At 27.3% G+C, this 16,749-nt stretch carries 17 protein-coding genes; 3 read left to right on the forward strand and 14 right to left on the reverse strand.

Annotated features, from left to right (window positions below; genetic code table 11):
* Positions 1-155 precede the first annotated feature (155 nt).
* Positions 156-692, forward strand: coding sequence for a nitroreductase family protein (locus tag EG57_RS0214490; RefSeq protein WP_032077910.1), 537 nt, complete (start codon positions 156-158; stop codon positions 690-692).
* A gap of 177 nt (positions 693-869) precedes the next feature.
* Here the strand turns inward: EG57_RS0214490 and EG57_RS0214495 are convergent, their stop codons facing one another.
* The 6 genes from EG57_RS0214495 to EG57_RS0214520 form a co-directional block, all read right to left on the reverse strand.
* A complete protein-coding gene (locus tag EG57_RS0214495) occupies positions 870-2,258 on the reverse strand; it encodes a glycoside hydrolase family 1 protein (protein ID WP_032077911.1) in 1,389 nt (462 codons plus the stop codon).
* Complete coding sequence (locus EG57_RS0214500; protein WP_032077912.1) at positions 2,255-2,575, reverse strand: PTS sugar transporter subunit IIA; 321 nt, start codon at positions 2,573-2,575, stop codon at positions 2,255-2,257. Before EG57_RS0214500 ends, EG57_RS0214495 begins: the two co-directional genes overlap by 4 nt.
* A 33-nt stretch (positions 2,576-2,608) precedes the next feature.
* Positions 2,609-3,946 carry a PTS cellobiose transporter subunit IIC gene (gene celB, locus EG57_RS0214505; protein WP_032077913.1) on the reverse strand — a complete coding sequence of 446 codons (1,338 nt, stop codon included), beginning with the start codon at positions 3,944-3,946 and terminating at the stop codon, positions 2,609-2,611.
* 50 nt (positions 3,947-3,996) lie between these two features.
* Positions 3,997-4,302 carry a PTS sugar transporter subunit IIB gene (locus tag EG57_RS0214510; RefSeq protein WP_029161284.1) on the reverse strand — a complete coding sequence of 102 codons (306 nt, stop codon included), beginning with the start codon at positions 4,300-4,302 and terminating at the stop codon, positions 3,997-3,999.
* A gap of 217 nt (positions 4,303-4,519) precedes the next feature.
* Positions 4,520-7,267 carry a sigma-54-dependent transcriptional regulator gene (locus EG57_RS0214515; RefSeq protein WP_032077914.1) on the reverse strand — a complete coding sequence of 916 codons (2,748 nt, stop codon included), beginning with the start codon at positions 7,265-7,267 and terminating at the stop codon, positions 4,520-4,522.
* Between the two features lie 230 nt (positions 7,268-7,497).
* A complete protein-coding gene (locus EG57_RS0214520) occupies positions 7,498-8,460 on the reverse strand; it encodes a DMT family transporter (protein WP_032077915.1) in 963 nt (320 codons plus the stop codon).
* A 183-nt stretch (positions 8,461-8,643) separates the two neighbouring features.
* Here EG57_RS0214520 and EG57_RS0214525 point away from each other — a divergent pair, with 183 nt between their 5' ends.
* Positions 8,644-9,504, forward strand: a complete 861-nt coding sequence (locus EG57_RS0214525; RefSeq protein WP_032077916.1) for a LysR family transcriptional regulator — start codon at positions 8,644-8,646, stop codon at positions 9,502-9,504.
* A gap of 29 nt (positions 9,505-9,533) precedes the next feature.
* Here EG57_RS0214525 and EG57_RS0214530 read toward each other — a convergent pair whose 3' ends face one another.
* The 4 genes from EG57_RS0214530 to EG57_RS0214545 all read right to left on the reverse strand — a co-directional run bounded on the left by EG57_RS0214530 (position 9,534) and on the right by EG57_RS0214545 (position 12,475).
* On the reverse strand, positions 9,534-9,965 hold the full coding sequence (locus EG57_RS0214530; RefSeq protein WP_032077917.1) for a hypothetical protein: 432 nt from the start codon (positions 9,963-9,965) through the stop codon (positions 9,534-9,536).
* Between the two features lie 12 nt (positions 9,966-9,977).
* Positions 9,978-10,526, reverse strand: a complete 549-nt coding sequence (locus EG57_RS0214535; protein WP_032077918.1) for a LytTR family DNA-binding domain-containing protein — start codon at positions 10,524-10,526, stop codon at positions 9,978-9,980.
* 36 nt (positions 10,527-10,562) lie between these two features.
* On the reverse strand, positions 10,563-11,492 hold the full coding sequence (locus EG57_RS0214540) for an NUDIX hydrolase (RefSeq protein ID WP_032077919.1): 930 nt from the start codon (positions 11,490-11,492) through the stop codon (positions 10,563-10,565).
* Between the two features lie 131 nt (positions 11,493-11,623).
* Complete coding sequence (locus tag EG57_RS0214545; RefSeq protein WP_032077920.1) at positions 11,624-12,475, reverse strand: DegV family protein; 852 nt, start codon at positions 12,473-12,475, stop codon at positions 11,624-11,626.
* A 276-nt stretch (positions 12,476-12,751) separates the two neighbouring features.
* Here EG57_RS0214545 and EG57_RS0214550 point away from each other — a divergent pair, with 276 nt between their 5' ends.
* Entirely contained in the window at positions 12,752-13,780 is a 1,029-nt protein-coding gene (locus tag EG57_RS0214550) for an AI-2E family transporter (RefSeq protein ID WP_032077921.1), read from the forward strand.
* Positions 13,781-13,968: 188 nt separating this feature from the next.
* Here EG57_RS0214550 and EG57_RS0214555 read toward each other — a convergent pair whose 3' ends face one another.
* The 4 genes from EG57_RS0214555 to EG57_RS0214570 all read right to left on the reverse strand — a co-directional run bounded on the left by EG57_RS0214555 (position 13,969) and on the right by EG57_RS0214570 (position 16,737).
* Positions 13,969-15,015, reverse strand: coding sequence for an HD-GYP domain-containing protein (locus EG57_RS0214555; RefSeq protein WP_032077922.1), 1,047 nt, complete (start codon positions 15,013-15,015; stop codon positions 13,969-13,971).
* 279 nt (positions 15,016-15,294) lie between these two features.
* Positions 15,295-15,726, reverse strand: coding sequence for an MOSC domain-containing protein (locus EG57_RS0214560; protein ID WP_032077923.1), 432 nt, complete (start codon positions 15,724-15,726; stop codon positions 15,295-15,297).
* Positions 15,727-15,758: 32 nt separating this feature from the next.
* Complete coding sequence (gene moaC, locus EG57_RS0214565) at positions 15,759-16,229, reverse strand: cyclic pyranopterin monophosphate synthase MoaC (protein ID WP_032077924.1); 471 nt, start codon at positions 16,227-16,229, stop codon at positions 15,759-15,761.
* 19 nt (positions 16,230-16,248) lie between these two features.
* Positions 16,249-16,737 (reverse strand): MogA/MoaB family molybdenum cofactor biosynthesis protein, encoded by a 489-nt coding sequence (locus EG57_RS0214570; RefSeq protein WP_032077925.1) that lies wholly within the window; start codon positions 16,735-16,737, stop codon positions 16,249-16,251.
* Positions 16,738-16,749: the final 12 nt, after the last annotated feature.

Consider the following 16,749-nt stretch of genomic DNA (forward strand, 5'->3'; position numbering starts at 1 on the left):
TTATTACATAGAAATTTTGTCAATAGGATTTTCAATCCATTAATTAAACACTAGTGATTTAATATACAAAAATAAACTAACTTACTAAATTTATTTTTGTGTCTTATATACTTAAAAAGTTACTAGATAAAGTTATTTGTGAAAGGAAGATATTTATGACTAATTATTTTGATTTAATTAATAAACGAGAAAGTTGTAGAAATTATGAGGATAAACCAGTTGAAAAAGAAAAGCTAATAGCTTGTATAGAAGCTTGTAGAATTGCTCCTTCTGCCTGCAATGGTCAGCCGTGGAAATTCATAGTTGTAAACAATAAAGAGCTATCATTTAAAGTTGCAAAATGTCTTCAAAACTTAGTTATGAATAAATTTACAGATAAATGTCCAGCATTTATTATAATATTAGAAGAAAAATCGGATATTAAAGCTCGTATTGGAGGAACTATTAAAAATCAAGATTACTCTTCCATAGACATTGGTATTGCAACTGCTCATTTATGTCTTGCAGCTACTGAATTAGGACTATCTACATGCATTATGGGTTGGTTTAATGAAAAAGAATTAAAAACACTGTTAAGCATACCAAAATCTAAAAGGGTCAGGTTAGTAGTAAGCATTGGCTATTCTGCTGATAAAAAACTTCGAAACAAAATACGTAAAAGTATAGATGAAATTTCCCTATTTATAGACTGAACCATTAAGTACATTCTGTTTTTGTAAATTAAACAAAATTTAAAAATAAAAATTAATACCTCTTACATATAAAAAGTACTCTTTTGTGTAAAAATTTTAAATGATAAAAATTTTTTTACACAAAGAGTACTTCTTATTATTCACTTTTACTAAATTTCTATGTTAATATATATAATTTTAAAAGCCATTATTTTTAGAAACTTCTTTTATCCAATAGGCACTTTTCTTTAAAGTTCTTTTTTGTGTTTTTAAATCTAATTGTACAAATCCATATCTATTTTTATAAGCATTAATCCATGACCAGCTATCTATAAATGTCCACATATGATATCCTTTTACATTACACCCTTCTTGTATAGATTTATGAAGCCATTTTAAATGTTCCTTTACAAAGTCTATTCTATAACTATCATCAATAATACCATCCTTAGTAAATCTTTCTTCATTCTCCACACCCATACCATTTTCTGATACATAACATTTTATATTGCCATAATTATTTTTTAAATTAATCATTATGTCATATATACCCTTTTCATAAATTTCCCAACCTCTGTAAACATTCATTTTTCTCCCTGGCATTTCATAGTTGTCGAAAAAAGTTTCTGGCATAATTGGTGCATTAGGGTTAGGCATATTTTCCTTTGCTTTTACTCTCCTTGGCATATAATAATTAACTCCAAGAAAATCCACTAGATTATTTTTTATCAATTCTTCATCACCTTTCTCTATACAAGGTAATAAATCATTCTCTTTAAATAACTGTATAAGTTCTTTAGGATATTCTCCTTTTACTACTGGATCTAGAAAACTTCTATTATATATTAAATCTGCTATATTAGCCGCTTCTAAATCGGCTATATTACTGCTTCTAGGATAAGATGGTGTTAAATTTAGAACTATACCTATCTTACCATTTTGTATATTTAAACTTTTAAATTCTTTAACTGCTTTACAATGAGAAACCATAGTGTTAAAACCTACTTGAATTCCTCTTTTAAAGTCTACTATATTAGGATAATGAAAATCGTGCAAATATCCACCTTCTACAGGAACTATTGGTTCATTATGTGTAATCCACACCTTTACTCGGTCACTAAATAATTTAAAACAAGTCTTTGCATATTCGCTATACGCATTAACTACTTCCCTGCTTTCCCATCCACCTTTGTACTGCATTTCTAGAGGCATATCGAAATGATATAATGTTACAAAAGGTTCTATATCATTTTTTATTAATTCATTTATTACATTATTATAAAACTCTACTGCCTTTTCATTTATTCTACCCGTTCCATCTGGAATCAATCTAGACCAGGAAATTGAGAACCTAAATGAATTATGTCCTATTTCCTTCATCAGTTTTATATCTTCTTTATATCTATGATAAAAATTTGATGCAATTTCTGATGATACACCTTGAAAAAACCTATTAGGCTCCTTTTCATACCATAAATCCCATATATTTAATCCCTTATCATCTTCTTTTCCTGCTCCTTCTATTTGGGTGGCAGAAGCTGCACTTCCCCACCAAAAATCTTTTGGGAATTTATATTTAATACTCATATTGTATCTCCCACCTTAACTTTATATAATTCTACTATTTCTATTGCTAAATCTCTAACTGTCATAGCTGTCATAAGGTGATCCTGAGCATGTACAAGTAAAATATTTACTGGTTTTGATTGACCATTTGCTTCAGCTTGAATTAATTTAGTTTGAAATTCATGAGCCTTTCCAAGTTCTTCTGATGCTTTTTTTATTAGTTCATCTGCTTTTTTATAATTACCTTTTTTAGCTTCTTGTATTGCTTCCATAGAATAAGATCTTCCATTTCCTGCATATAATATCAATTCAAATGGTATATTCTCTAATTCTTCCATTTCATACACCTCTAATTTTTCTTTTATTTTTGTTTAAGTTGTTAAATTGTTTTTATTGTTTATAATTTCATTTTTATTCTTTTCAATAGCTTCTTTTGCTTCTTTTTCAGCCTTCTTATATTTTCTATCTATAGTAAGTATAAATGGTAACCATATCAAAAGCACTACTGCAAAATTAAAGAGTTGTAATATTCCGCCAGCTAACGAATTTGTAGCTAACATTCCACTAAAAAATATTGGTATTGTCCAAGATACTTCTACTCCTGTAGTTTGAGGAACAATTCCTGTTGCCATAGCAAAATAAGTGATTACTGTTACTATCATTGGAGCTAAAATCCAAGGTATTATTATCATTGGATTTAAAACTATTGGAAACCCAAATATTACAGGTTCATTAACATTAAATATTCCTGGTGGAGTAGCAATTTTACTTAATTCCTTAAGCTGTTTACTTCTTGCAAATATCAATATTCCTACAAGTACAGCAAGTGTCATACCTGTTCCACCCATAGAAACAGTGAAAGTATCCATAAATTGCTTAGTAACTATGTGAGGTAAATGTGTTGCTCCTGAAGTAAAAGCTTGATAATTTTCTAAAGATAATGATCTCCATATTGGATCTAACGCAGAATTTACTAAAATTTGGCCATGCAAGCCGCAGAACCAGAATATTTGTGTAAAAAATATTGCAACTAAAGTAGCTGGCAAACTTGACCCCAATGTCATTAAAGGGGTTTGTATAAATCTGTATATGAAATCATGCATATTTCCCCAAGGAGTAAACATAAATATTATCCTTACTATTAAGAAAAAACTTAATGTTATAAATGCTGGTATTAATGAAGCAAAAGATTTTGATACTGCTTCTGGTACCCCTTCTATCATCTTAATTGTCCAATTTTTTTGTACAATTCTTCTATAAATTTCAGTTGCTATAAATGCTGCAATCATTCCAACAAACAATCCTTTAGCACCTAGTCTATCAAATGCTAGTACTGAATCTACAATTTCCTTTTTTCCTTTAACTACAGTAGGAGTTAATATGATAAATGCTGCAACTGATACAGCTGCTCCATAAACTGCTTCTATTTTATAATGTTTACTCAAATTATATCCTATACCAAACACCACAAACAATGTCATGATCGACATTGTAGAATTATTAGCTGCTCCTAAATAATTGCCTAATACTGTAATTTGATCCTTTGACCAAAATGGTAAATTTGTTATAACTACAAATACAGATCCAAATATAATTAAAGGTAACGTTAACATAAACGCGTCTCTTATAACTGTCAAGTATACATTATTATTCATTTTTTCTGCTATCGGCATTAAATATTTGTCGATAATCTCCATAAACTTTTTCATAAATTTTCACTCCTTTATCTATTAAACGTTATCACCTTACCCATTAAAAACTATTTTTTTATAAGTTCTATAGCTGCATCTAAAATTGAATTGCCATCACATCTTCCATAATCCATTGGCTTAATAATATCCATATTTATACCTATTTCTTTTGCCATGGTTTCAAATTTCTGTTTTAAGAATCTCATTTGAGGTCCTATTAATAAAACATCTGCCTTTTTCATTTCTTCTTCTACTTTATCTTGAGCAACAGCCCAAATTTTGCACTCTATATTTCTATTTGCTGCTGCTTCCTGCATTTTTTTTACTACTAAACTTGTAGACATCCCTGATGAACATGCCAATAAAATATTCATAATAATTCCCCCTAAACAATATTTTTTATCTTCACTTATTTACATAGCAAAACCTATGCCAAATAAGAAAACATAGGGAATTTACCCTATGCCTATCTTATCCTTTATACACATTTTAAAAATTTTATACACATGATGTTTTTTATTAATCTGTATGATATTTATTTATACACATGATATTTTTGTACAAGTTTATTTTTATACACATACTAATTTCTTATATATTTACTATATTTAAAATTATAATTAATATGTGGCAAAATTCATCATCGGAAAATTTAATATTATAAAATCTCTCTATTGGTCTCAATGCTTCTTTTAAAGAATCATATTCTTTTGAATAGCTCATTACTTTCTGTTTATTTGTACATTTAGGTGTATTTTCTTTATTAATCAATCTCATTATAGCACAAGCTAAATGGAGTATTAATCCAGAAACCATATATATATCTATATTATCAGTTATATTTTCTTTCACATTATCTAAAAAATTTGTACACAAAGGCCTAAAATCATCCATATTTAATTCTTCTATTTCGCTTTCTAAGCTTTGAAATATCTCATTGTAAAAATTCTCTAGTGTTTTAATTCTGTTTACTATATCTTTTAATCTTGTATAATTGGAATCTAAAAAAAGTTCCGAAACAGGTATAAATGGTATTCCATACACATTAGGATTTACAGTTCCAACTATAGCAAGTATTTTGTTGTTTTTAGATAATATATTTATAGTATTATACATCTCTTCTCTGTCACTAGCTGATAACGGAACTATTTGTATATCCCTTGATGATAAATTTATTTTTTCTTCAATCATGTTCTTTACCTTAATGGCACTACCTTCACCTGTAATACAATTTGTTATTATTATATTATCCTTTCTTGGTATATAAGTTTCACTTAAGCTTATATTGTAATTATTTAAAAAACTTACTGATTGTTTAGCTTCTTCACATATAATATTTATATTATTGTTAGTAAGAGCTTTTCTTGCACATTCAATAACAAGCAATGTAGACACCATATCAATTACTCTTATTTCAATTCCAGTTTCCTCACTTATAAGTTCTCCAAACATTCCTAAAGATCCCATGTCTACTAAAAGTATTACACCAAAACCTTGATGATTTGTCCTTATAAAATCTTTAAGCTCTATATAAGCTGTTTGTGGATTTTTATCTAAAGTCATATCATAACCATATACATTGTTACCACCTACCAATTTATTGGCCACTTCAGTCATAGATGAAGCTGTACTCTCTCCATGCATAGCAACTACAATAATAGGTTTATATGCTATCTTATCTCCATCAAAATCATCTATACATAAAAACATAGCAATAAATTCTGTTTCTTGTAATGGTATTTTAATGTTAAATTCTTCTTCTAATTTATCTACTAAAACTAATGCTAATTTATATTCTTCTCTATCCTTCTCTAATATTTCATTTAAATTATGATTGAGTAAATTTTTGTTACTAATTATCCTTTCAATACTTGAGTTAATGTGAAGGCATAATCCATAAAATATTTTAACCGGAAAAACTTTTTTCATTTTTTTTGATGCAATGTCTAAAAATTTTTCTACTATATTGATTATTTTTTTATCTACTATTTTAGATAATTCTTCTTTTTTTACTTCTTGTTCAAATTCACCTACATATTTTTTTAAATACTTTTTTATATCAAAATCCATTAAAAAGTTAATATCATTTTCTTCTATACCACGCTCTTTAAGTTCCTGTATCCTTTTTTCAATACTTTCATAAAAATTATTAGGTAAATATTTGTCATTTATTTTGATCTTATGTTTGGTTATCTTAGAATTAAAATTTAATTCAATATCCTCATTAATTATATTATCTAATACTTGTGAATTTTGTTTATACAGTAATAAGCCTTGCCTTACATTATTTAGAAAATCTGTACTATGTACTTCTATTTTTTTCTTGCCTTTAGACACATATTTTAAAAACGCATTAGCACATCCAAGCTGTATATCACCTTTTAATTGTCCTATGTTGCCTGTACAACTATAGAGAAGCAAAGCTCTTATTGTATTAGTTGATACAAATATTTCTCTTCCGATTCTTTCTGATTCTGTCTTAAAAAATTCACAAATAAGTTCAAACCTTTCTTCCAAACTTCTATCCTTAAGCATTGGTATATTTATTGTTATAGGAATTCTTCTACTAAATGTATTTAAAAGCACACTATCCACATTCTCTGTAGTTGCACATATTATACGCACCTTACTAATTTTCTTTTTCTCTATATCTCCTAAAGGCGTATATATTCCCTTATCAATTATCATAAATAACATTTCTTGACCTTCAGGAGGCAATCTGTGGATCTCATCTAAAAACAATATTCCTCCATTAGCTTTATCCACAAGACCATCTTTATCCCTATCAGCACCTGTAAAAGCCCCTTTTTTACTTCCAAAAAGATGTGCTAATATTAATTGAGGATTATTAGCATAATCTGCACAATTAAAAGATACAAAAGGACTATTTATAGGGATACTCCCTTTTTCTATTGCAAATTTATACATAACTTCAGCAAACATTGTTTTTCCAACACCAGTTGGACCTAAAAGTAACGTATGCAATCCGTTAGGAGGATATAAAATAGCAGCTTTAGCTTGTTCGATACATTTTTTTAGACTTTTATTTTTACCAATAAGAGTATTAAAACTTATATAATTTTCTTTAAAATTTTTACTATTTTCACATTGTTCTTTACATAAATTCACATAATATATAATAGGTTTTCCTTTTATTTTAAAAATCTTTCCTTGCCTACACATTACATTTAATATACTACTTACGTTTGTTCTTTGAAGTGTTAAACTATCTGCAATTTCTTTAGTACTGCAGCCTAATTTTTCAACTAAACCTTCTCTTTTTTGCTCTTTGCATTTATTATACAAATATTCAAATACAATATCCTCTGATTTTTTCATAGCCCATCGCCTTCCATTTTGTAGTATTTTTACCATGTAATAAAAATTATATCATATAATTACAAAAACAAAAAAAGGATTACTGCATTAAAAAAACTTATATACAATATATTACTTTATAACTCAATAATAAAGCATATTAATTGTAATATTTATCTTTAATACAATAATCCCATTTTATTTTATAAATAATTTTTAAAATTTCATATAGATATATAAAATTACAATATTTATACTAGTTCTTCCTTTACTTCAACCTCTTCCGATTTTATTCGTTTTTTATTAGATATAAATGTTATGGATGAACTTATGACAATTAAAATAATTCCTACAATTGTATTTAAATTAATAACTTCTCTTAAAATAATTAAAGCCAATATTGGTGCTAATGCAGGTTTTATATAAAACACTAAAGAAGCAGTAGCTGCAGACGTTTTCTCCATTGCTAATAAATAAAAAGTATAACCTAAACCGGTTACAAACACTCCTACAAAAATCAATCCAGGTATACTAGATAATGTAATTCCCTTTAAGATTGGTATATTTGAGAAAATTTTAAATTTAGATTGATAAATTATTTGTGCTACAAAATTTATTTTACTTACTAATATTATCAAAAACATTTCAGTACTTCCCATAAGAAAGCAAAAACAAGTTTGCACAACACCACCATACTTTTTACTATATTTCTTCCCAATTACACCATATAGAGCAAAAGTAAAAGCAGCTAAAATAGTAAACAAAATGCCATAAATATTATTGGTCATATGAAATGGATTCATAATAGTTATAATTGCTATAATGCTTATAACTAATGATGCAATTGTAGTTTTATATATTTTCTCACTAAGCATAAAATAAGCAAAAAATATTACAAATATTGGATTGCAACTAAATAATATTGCAACAATAGATGCTTTACTATATAAAATAGCTAATTGATAAAAAGTCATACTTACTACAACACATACAAACCCTAAAAGTGCAAATACTTTAAAATCATCTTTGTTTAATAAAATCTTTCTATCTCTTAAACCTTTTAGAGCTGCTGGAAAAAGTATTACCGCTCCTATTAAAAATCTTAGAAAAGTTAACTGTATTGGATTAAATTGACCTGAAATTAGCTTTAACGCTACCTCCATACTACTAAATAAAATCGTTGCTAAAATAATACTAATACATCCCTGTTTCACAAAAATTACCCCCTACATAAAATATTGTTTTCATAAATGCATCAAACTTTTTTCTAAATATTTTTAATACTTAATTATTTATGTTTACTATCTCAGTATAGCAAAATACTACTTATAAAAAAAATACTTATAATATATAATATATATATACAAATTATATATATTATAGAAAGGATTACTAATATGGATATTAAACAAATTAAATATTTTTTAACCATTGCTAGAGAAGGTACTTTAACTAATGCATCTAAAAAACTTCATATAGCTCAACCACCACTCAGCTATCAACTAAAAATGTTAGAAAATGAAATTGGTACAAAGTTGATTGAAAGAACTACTAGAAAATCTCAATTAACAGATGCAGGTAGATTTTTATATGACCGCAGTGAAAAAATTGTTGAATTAGTTGAAACTACTCTTAAAGAATTAAAAGATTTTAATAAAGGCATTGAAGGAACTTTAGCTATTGGAACAATTGCCTCTACAGCTTCAATGTTGCCTGAAAATATAAATAACTTTCACAGGCTCTATCCAAAAGTAAATTTCCAAATAAGAGAGGGAAACAGCACTAGAATACTAGACCTTTTGAATAATGGAATTATTCAAATAGGAATAATACGATGTCCTTTTGATTCTAAAAATCTTAAATACAAATCTTTATCCAAAGAACACATGGTAGCTGCAATCCATAGTAGCTTTTTGTCTTCACCAAAGAAAAAGAAAATTAGCTTAATTGACCTTAAGAATTCGCCTTTAATAGTACATGTTGCATTTAAATCTATGATAGTTGATGCTTGCAGTGGACTTAATTTTACTCCAAATATATTTTGTGAAACTGATGATGTAAGATCTATGCTAACTTGGGCTACTACATGTATGGGTATAGCCATAGTTCCTAAATCTACTGTAAATCTTATTCCAAATTTAAATTTAACATATAAAGAGATTACTAATCCCAATTTAGTAACTGAAACCTTTCTAGTCTGGTTAAACAGTAGTTATATGTCTAATACAATGAAAAATTTTCTAAAAATGCTTACTTAAATATAAAGACTGTGGACAACGCCACAGCCTCACTTTTTGGAAAACTGTTTTTTCTTATTTATAAGTTTTGAATTAAGCTCTAAGCATTTTTTATAAGAATAATAGCAAAAACTCATTCCCAAAAATTCTGCTGATATCACAATTGACATTAATCTTATTACAGAGATATTTATATTTTGGACAAAATATAAATAAATAGATGGTGTACTGGAAATGATTCCTATTATCATAAACACTACTATAAATGCTATTTTTATATCCATTTCTTTCATCTCAAATATGTATATAAAAGCAAACATTGAAATTGTTCCAATAAAGGCACCAATCAAAGAATCAGTAATTAATGTAGCTGCTACCATACTGCTCATATTTGTAATAGTTACTTCAAGCATACCAACAAATAATCCAATAAGAGAAGATACAAATAAATTAAATAAGAAATCCTTTAAATTTTCTTTCATAACTAAAACACCTCAAAACCCAAGAAATTTTTTGAATTCAGTTAAATATTTTCTTGTAACATAAATTTCTTCATCTATGTCTATTATTTTTAATATAAGTTTGCTGTTGAACCATGAAATAATGCGATCTACTTTAACTATATTTACAATAAAGCACTTGCTTATCCTTATAAAGCCCTTACTTTGTAATCTTTCTTCCAGCTCATAAAGCCTTTCTTTAACCTTATATTTTTTATCCTCTGTCCTGCAAAAAACATCATTTCCCATAGCTTCAAAGTAGTAAATATCATCATAAGTTAATACTTTAAGTTCATCATCATCACATTTTCCTGTAATTACATTTTTAAAATTTTCTTTATTTGAGGCCATATAATCCAAATAACCCATCAAAACATTTATTGATTCCATATCAAAATATATTCCTATTTTGCCTTTTTCTAACTCAAACCCTCTTTCGATTATGCATATTTTAGAATCTTTACTAATCGCTATTTTTCTATTAGAAAGAATTTCTTCTATAATTCTTTCAAGGTTTTTCGAACAAATTAAATTCATTTCCATACTAAAACCTCATTTTATGCAACATAAAAATACTTTTTACTCATTTAAAAAATTGTGTTTCCATTCTTTATTAAATTCATAATACTTTTCTGAACTATGATCAGTATTTTCTTTTATACAGTCTGTTTCTTTTAACATAGGTAAAACTTTCTTTGTAAAACTTTCCTTAAGTAAAGTCCTATTTAAAATAACTTCATATATTTTTTCAAGCTCTGTTAATGTAAAACGTTTTGGCAAAAACATAAAAGCTATAGGTGTATACTGTATTTTACTTTTCAACCTCTCCAGTGCAGCATCTATAATTTTTACATGATCAAAAGCCAATTCCTCCTTACTAAAGCTTAAAGGTTCATATTCTAATTCCTTGTTAGGCATAATACCATTTTTAATATACTTTTCAGTAACCTTATAAATTATTTTATTTTCTTCATCATCAGATGTTAGTATTAAATTATATATATCTTTTTTTTCATCTTTTTCTTTAATTGAAAATATAAATTCTTTTTTTACAGAAAACCATTTTACATCACTAGCATCATCCCCAGCCTTAGGCTTTATACTATTTTTATCTACTAAAGCCATGTAAGCTATTGATATAACTCTCATCCTAGGATCTCTTTTTATATCATCTCCCCAAGTATACAACTGTTCCAGATATACATTTTCTACACTTGTTTCTTCCTTTAATTCTCTGTAAGCAGCTTCATTTAAAGCTTCATCTATATTTACAAAACCACCTGGGATTGCAAAGCACTCCATATAAGGGTGATTTCCTCTTTTTATTAGAAGTATTTTAAGCTCCTTTTCAGATAATTTTTTCACATCATCATGCAGTAATTTATTATCCATTGTAAAAAGCAGCATATCAACAGTATTAGATGGCTTTTCATAATTTCCTGGCTTATAACTTTCTAAAAATTCCTTTTCAGTTAATCCATCTTTATTTGTAAGTAACATATTTCTCATAAGTGTTTCATCCTTTCATTAAACCTATAAAAAATAGCAAGTTAAGCATAAAACTACACTAACTAGCTATTTTTTAATATGCATTATCTAATTATTTTTTGCACATGTTATGATTCTGCATACTTTTCTATTCAAAAATTCAACTCTCTCATTATTACAAGTCCTAAAAGTCCTGGTCCCGTGTGTACTCCTGCTACAGGACTTATATCTCCCATACCAAGAAAAGTTATGTTAGGTAATAGCTTGAAATTTTCATACATTTTTTTACACTCGTTTTCAGCACCACCATGCATAACCCAAACTCTGCATTTGGAAGAAACTAATATTTCTTTTACAATATCCATCAACTTATTTATAGCTTTTTTATTTCCTCTAACCTTTGTATAAGTATAGTATATTCCAGAAGAATCTATTGATATTATTGGTTTTATATTTAAAAGTTCACCTACAGTACCAGAAACTTTACCTATTCTTCCTCCTATAATAAGATACTTTAATGTATCAACAGCATAAAATACGGATATACTTTCTCTTATCTTAGGCAAAACTTCCACTATTTCTTCATAAGTCTTACCACTTTCTAAAAGTTCACCACACTTTATCAATATAGCTCCTGCACCTAAAGTTAAAGATCTTGAATCAAAAACTGTAGTTATAATATTAGGATAACTTTTACTTACTAACTTTAATGTACTATATGTACCTGATAACCCTGAAGAAATAGGCACTATAATAGCATGTGTATATCCTTCAGTTTCTAATTGTTGGAAAAGTTTTTCCATATCCTGCATGGATGGTAATGATGTATGTGGAATTTCTTTTCCTAAATTATCATAAACTTCTTTAGGTGTTATATTTACTCTATCTATATATTCTTTATCCTTATAAACTATCCTTAATGGTAATACTTTTATATTGTATTTATTAATTATTTCTTTATCTAAATCAGATGTACTATCTGTAACTAACGCAATTTTAGTCATTATAATTAGCCGCCTCCCTTGCTATCAAGTATATTATATATCATATTGCTAATATATATCAATAGTGGAATATCAATGATGATATACATTTCTTTCATATTAATATTAAAATATAATATTCATATTAAATATTATATTTTAAATATATTACTTATATAATATTAGCACTATATTTTTCTTTAAAATTACAAATTATATATTGTAATTTCTTAAAAATAACATTATATTAGAATATACAGGAATAAAAACTAAAATTTTAATCTAAGGAGACTTTTTATGGACTTTTTAAAAGAATTTTTTTCAAAAGAATCTACTAAGAGATTTCTATTCTTTGTTGTTTTAATAATAATTTTGTATTTGCTAAAATCTTTATTAAATATGTTATTGTTGACCTTTCTATTTACTTACTTAATGAATAGTTTGCAAGGTGTAATTGTAAGGCAATTAAAAAAGATTACTCCTGTAAAAGAAAAACTTATTACAATTCTTTTGTACACTTTATTATTTACTTCTATAATTTTAATAATAGTAAATTATATACCTTTACTTATTACTGAAACTAAATCTCTGTTAAATCAGCCTATATTTGATTTTAATACTAATTATAGTTCTAATTCTAACTCAGACATTATTCAAAAATACTTAGTAAGTGCATTACAACAAATTGACTTGCAAAAGTATGTAAAATCAGGCTTTGATATTACAGTTCAGCTAGCTGCAAATATAGGAAAATGGAGTGCCAATGTATTCATTGCTATAATGCTAAGTTTATTCTTTATGCTGGAAAAGAATAAAATCATTGCTTTTTTAGAAAAATTCAAAACAAGTAAGGTAAGCGTTATGTTTAAATATTTTAGCTTTTTCGGAAATAATTTTTTAAATTCCTTTGGTAAGGTAATCCAAGCTCAAATTGTAATAGCTTTTGCCAATACTATAATTTCTGTTATTATGCTTTCTATATTAAAATTTCCTCAATTAATTTCATTGGGATTTATGATATTTATATTAAGTTTAGTTCCAGTAGCAGGAGTTATAATTTCACTTATACCACTTTCCTTAATTGCATTTAAAATAGGTGGATTTACTAAGGTTTTATATGTGTTAATTATGGTAGCGGTAGTTCATTCACTTGAAAGTTATATTTTAAATCCTAAATTGATGTCAGCTAAAATTGAATTGCCTATATTCTTTACTTTTATAATTCTTATAGCTTCCGAACATTTTATGGGAGTATGGGGATTACTTATAGGTATTCCACTTGTAATGTTCATATTGGACTTACTTGATGTGAAAGTAAATGATTAGTTAATCATATTACTTTAAAATAAATTAGTAATGAACTGTATTTTAAAATTATTACAAAATAAAAGCTATAAAACTAAAATATAATAAAATGTACCTTAAAGTAGATAATTTAAAAAAATCTATTTTTAGGTACATTTTTATTATTTTGTTATTTCATTACTTTTATATAAATAACTCCATAATCTCCATTACATATTTTCTACATCAACAATTGTTACATTTCTTAAATTCCAATCATAAGTTAAATCATATACTTCTTGAGTTTCTACATTTCTAACTTTAGGACGAATAGAACATTCTTCATTGTTTTCTATTACAATAACTTTTTCTCCATTACTCAATCTTAAAATTGATCCTATAGGATATGGCGCCACTCTTCTAAGAAATACTTTTACCAACTTTGGATCAAACATTTGACCATTATTAGCCATTATATATTCTATGGCTTCTGAAGGTATGCATGCCTTTGTTGTAGGTGCTTCTGTAACCAATTTATCATAGGCATCGCAAAGACATATAATTCTTCCAAACTGTGATATCTCATCTCCTTTTTTACCATCAGGATATCCTTTACCATCAAATCTTTCGTGATGCTGAAGCACACCTACATAAGATGTAACAGGTATAGTGTAATATTGCTTTATATATCTATATCCAAGTTCAGCATGACTTCTAATTAATTTTTCCTCTTCTTCTGTTAATTTTTCAGTTTTATTCAACAAATCTTTACTGATAAACACTTTACCAATGTCATGTAATAATCCAGCAGCTGTTAACTTTTCTATTTTTTTAGTATCTAAATTAAGTCCTACTCCAACTACTGCTGCTAACACACCCACATTTAAACAGTGAGTGTACATATAATCATCGAAAGTTTTAATATCTATCATATTTATCATTATATTTTTGCTTCGCAAAATTTCAAACATAATACTTTTAGCTATATTTTCAACCATATTTATTGTTCTTCCTACATTATGAGAATTGTTATATATACTTTTAATGGATTTTATTGCTTCAATTCTAAGTTCATCTGAAATTATATTTTGTACTACTATGTCAGAAGATATATTATCATCTATATAAACACCATTAACGCCTATCTTTATAAGACTGGCTATATATTCTTCAGTTAAAATTACATTTTCAGCTAAAAGCACAACACCTTCAGTGGAATATATATTTTTGCCAAGCTTCATACCTTCTTTAAGGCATAGTATTGGAATGTATCTCATATCTACTATTTCCTCCAATCCTTAATCATATATTATAGTTATCGAACCAATCAAGGATAGCTTTATTTTTAATTTTTACAATTTAATAATAAATATCTGTTGATATTTATTATTAAATTGTATATAATATACTTAATCCATTTATATTCAGAAAGTAGCTGTACCCCCTTATCTATTAATTTTTTAAGATCCCCCAAAAAACTACTACTTTCTGAATACTTTTTTACACAAAAAAACCTTTAATAGTATACTAACCTATTAAAGGATTTTTCTATTATTTTAAATTCTTTCTATTGTATCTCCTGATTTTATGTAACCACCTTTTAAAACTTTTGTAAATATACCTTCCCTTGGCATAATACAATCACCTACCTGACTACGTATAGCACATCCTTTATGACATTCTTTTCCTATTTGAGTTACTTCCATCAAAGTTTCACCTATTTTAAGCTTAGTTCCAATTGGAAGTTCATATAAAGTTATACCTTCTGTAGTTATATTTTCTGCAAATTTACCACTGCTCAATCCTTCTACTCCCATAGCTTTCATTTTATCGATACTCTCTTGTGAAAGTAAACTAACCTGCCTATGCCAATCTCCAGCATGGGCATCTCCTTCCAATCCATAATTTTCTTTAAAGCAACCTTTTTCTATTGGTTTTTTTATAACTCCCTTAACTTCACTTATATTTACAGCAACAACTCTAGCCATTTCCTCATCCCTCCTAATATATAATTTCAAAATTAGTGCTGAAATACTCCCGATTTCCCTCCGCTTTTTCGCATTAGCATGATATCTGATATTACCATTCCTCTATCTATAGCTTTACACATATCATAAATAGTAAGTGCTGCCACTGAAACTGCAGTAAGTGCTTCCATTTCAATTCCAGTTTTTCCTACAGTTTTAGTTATTGCTTCAATATCTATCTTAAAATTTTCAAAATCTAGATTGAATCTAATATCACATCCTGATATCATAATAGGATGGCACATTGGAATGATATGTGACGTATTTTTAGCTCCCATTATAGCACCAACCTGTGCCACTGAAAGTACATCACCTTTTTTTATTCCACCATCATTAATTCTTTTAAGAGTTTCTTCTTTCATGTATATAGACCCTTTTGCTATTGCTTCTCTTTCAGTATCATTTTTTTCACTTACATCAACCATTTTAGCTCTTCCTTCATCGTTTATATGTGTAAGTTCCATGTTATTCCTCCTTTTTATGCTATCTTGCACACTCTGAAGCTTTTCCTATTAATATATCTATTCCATGTGGAAGTGCAGGCAATACTGCTTGCAAATTTTCCACTGCTCCTTTAGGACTACCAGGTAAATTAATAATTAAAGTATCATTTCTTATACCTGCAATTGCTCTTGACAGCATAGCTTTAGGAGTTACTTTTAAGGATTCGCTTCTCATAACTTCTCCTATACCAGGTACATATTTTTTTATTACTTTCATTGTAGCCTCAGGAGTCACATCCCTTTTTGAAAAACCTGTGCCTCCATTAGTTAGTACTAAATTTACTTTTAAATCATCTGAAAGATATACTAACTCTTCTACTATTTTATCTAACTCATCAGGTATAATTTTATAGTAGTCTATACTATAATAATTTGGATCTAATATATTCTTTAATGCTTCTCCTGTTCCATCCTCTCTTTCTCCTCTAGATCCCTTATCACTTACAGTAATTATAGCTGTCTTTATCATTTTATCCCCACC

Source organism: Clostridium drakei (assembly GCF_000633595.2).
GTDB lineage: Bacteria > Bacillota > Clostridia > Clostridiales > Clostridiaceae > Clostridium_AM > Clostridium_AM drakei.

Excerpts from the sequence above, each read along its gene's own strand:
- EG57_RS0214560 (WP_032077923.1), bottom strand. The coding sequence starts at position 15,726 with ATGGCTAGAGTTGTTGCTGTAAATATAAGTGAAGTTAAGGGAGTTATA.
- EG57_RS0214525 (WP_032077916.1), top strand. The coding sequence starts at position 8,644 with ATGGATATTAAACAAATTAAATATTTTTTAACCATTGCTAGAGAAGGT.
- EG57_RS0214495 (WP_032077911.1), bottom strand. The coding sequence starts at position 2,258 with ATGAGTATTAAATATAAATTCCCAAAAGATTTTTGGTGGGGAAGTGCA.
- EG57_RS0214555 (WP_032077922.1), bottom strand. The coding sequence starts at position 15,015 with ATGAGATACATTCCAATACTATGCCTTAAAGAAGGTATGAAGCTTGGC.
- EG57_RS0214540 (WP_032077919.1), bottom strand. The coding sequence starts at position 11,492 with ATGAGAAATATGTTACTTACAAATAAAGATGGATTAACTGAAAAGGAA.
- EG57_RS0214490 (WP_032077910.1), top strand. The coding sequence starts at position 156 with ATGACTAATTATTTTGATTTAATTAATAAACGAGAAAGTTGTAGAAAT.
- EG57_RS0214535 (WP_032077918.1), bottom strand. The coding sequence starts at position 10,526 with ATGGAAATGAATTTAATTTGTTCGAAAAACCTTGAAAGAATTATAGAA.
- EG57_RS0214545 (WP_032077920.1), bottom strand. The coding sequence starts at position 12,475 with ATGACTAAAATTGCGTTAGTTACAGATAGTACATCTGATTTAGATAAA.
- EG57_RS0214570 (WP_032077925.1), bottom strand. The coding sequence starts at position 16,737 with ATGATAAAGACAGCTATAATTACTGTAAGTGATAAGGGATCTAGAGGA.
- EG57_RS0214500 (WP_032077912.1), bottom strand. The coding sequence starts at position 2,575 with ATGGAAGAATTAGAGAATATACCATTTGAATTGATATTATATGCAGGA.
- EG57_RS0214510 (WP_029161284.1), bottom strand. The coding sequence starts at position 4,302 with ATGAATATTTTATTGGCATGTTCATCAGGGATGTCTACAAGTTTAGTA.
- moaC (WP_032077924.1), bottom strand. The coding sequence starts at position 16,229 with ATGGAACTTACACATATAAACGATGAAGGAAGAGCTAAAATGGTTGAT.
- EG57_RS0214530 (WP_032077917.1), bottom strand. The coding sequence starts at position 9,965 with ATGAAAGAAAATTTAAAGGATTTCTTATTTAATTTATTTGTATCTTCT.
- EG57_RS0214550 (WP_032077921.1), top strand. The coding sequence starts at position 12,752 with ATGGACTTTTTAAAAGAATTTTTTTCAAAAGAATCTACTAAGAGATTT.
- EG57_RS0214515 (WP_032077914.1), bottom strand. The coding sequence starts at position 7,267 with ATGAAAAAATCAGAGGATATTGTATTTGAATATTTGTATAATAAATGC.
- celB (WP_032077913.1), bottom strand. The coding sequence starts at position 3,946 with ATGAAAAAGTTTATGGAGATTATCGACAAATATTTAATGCCGATAGCA.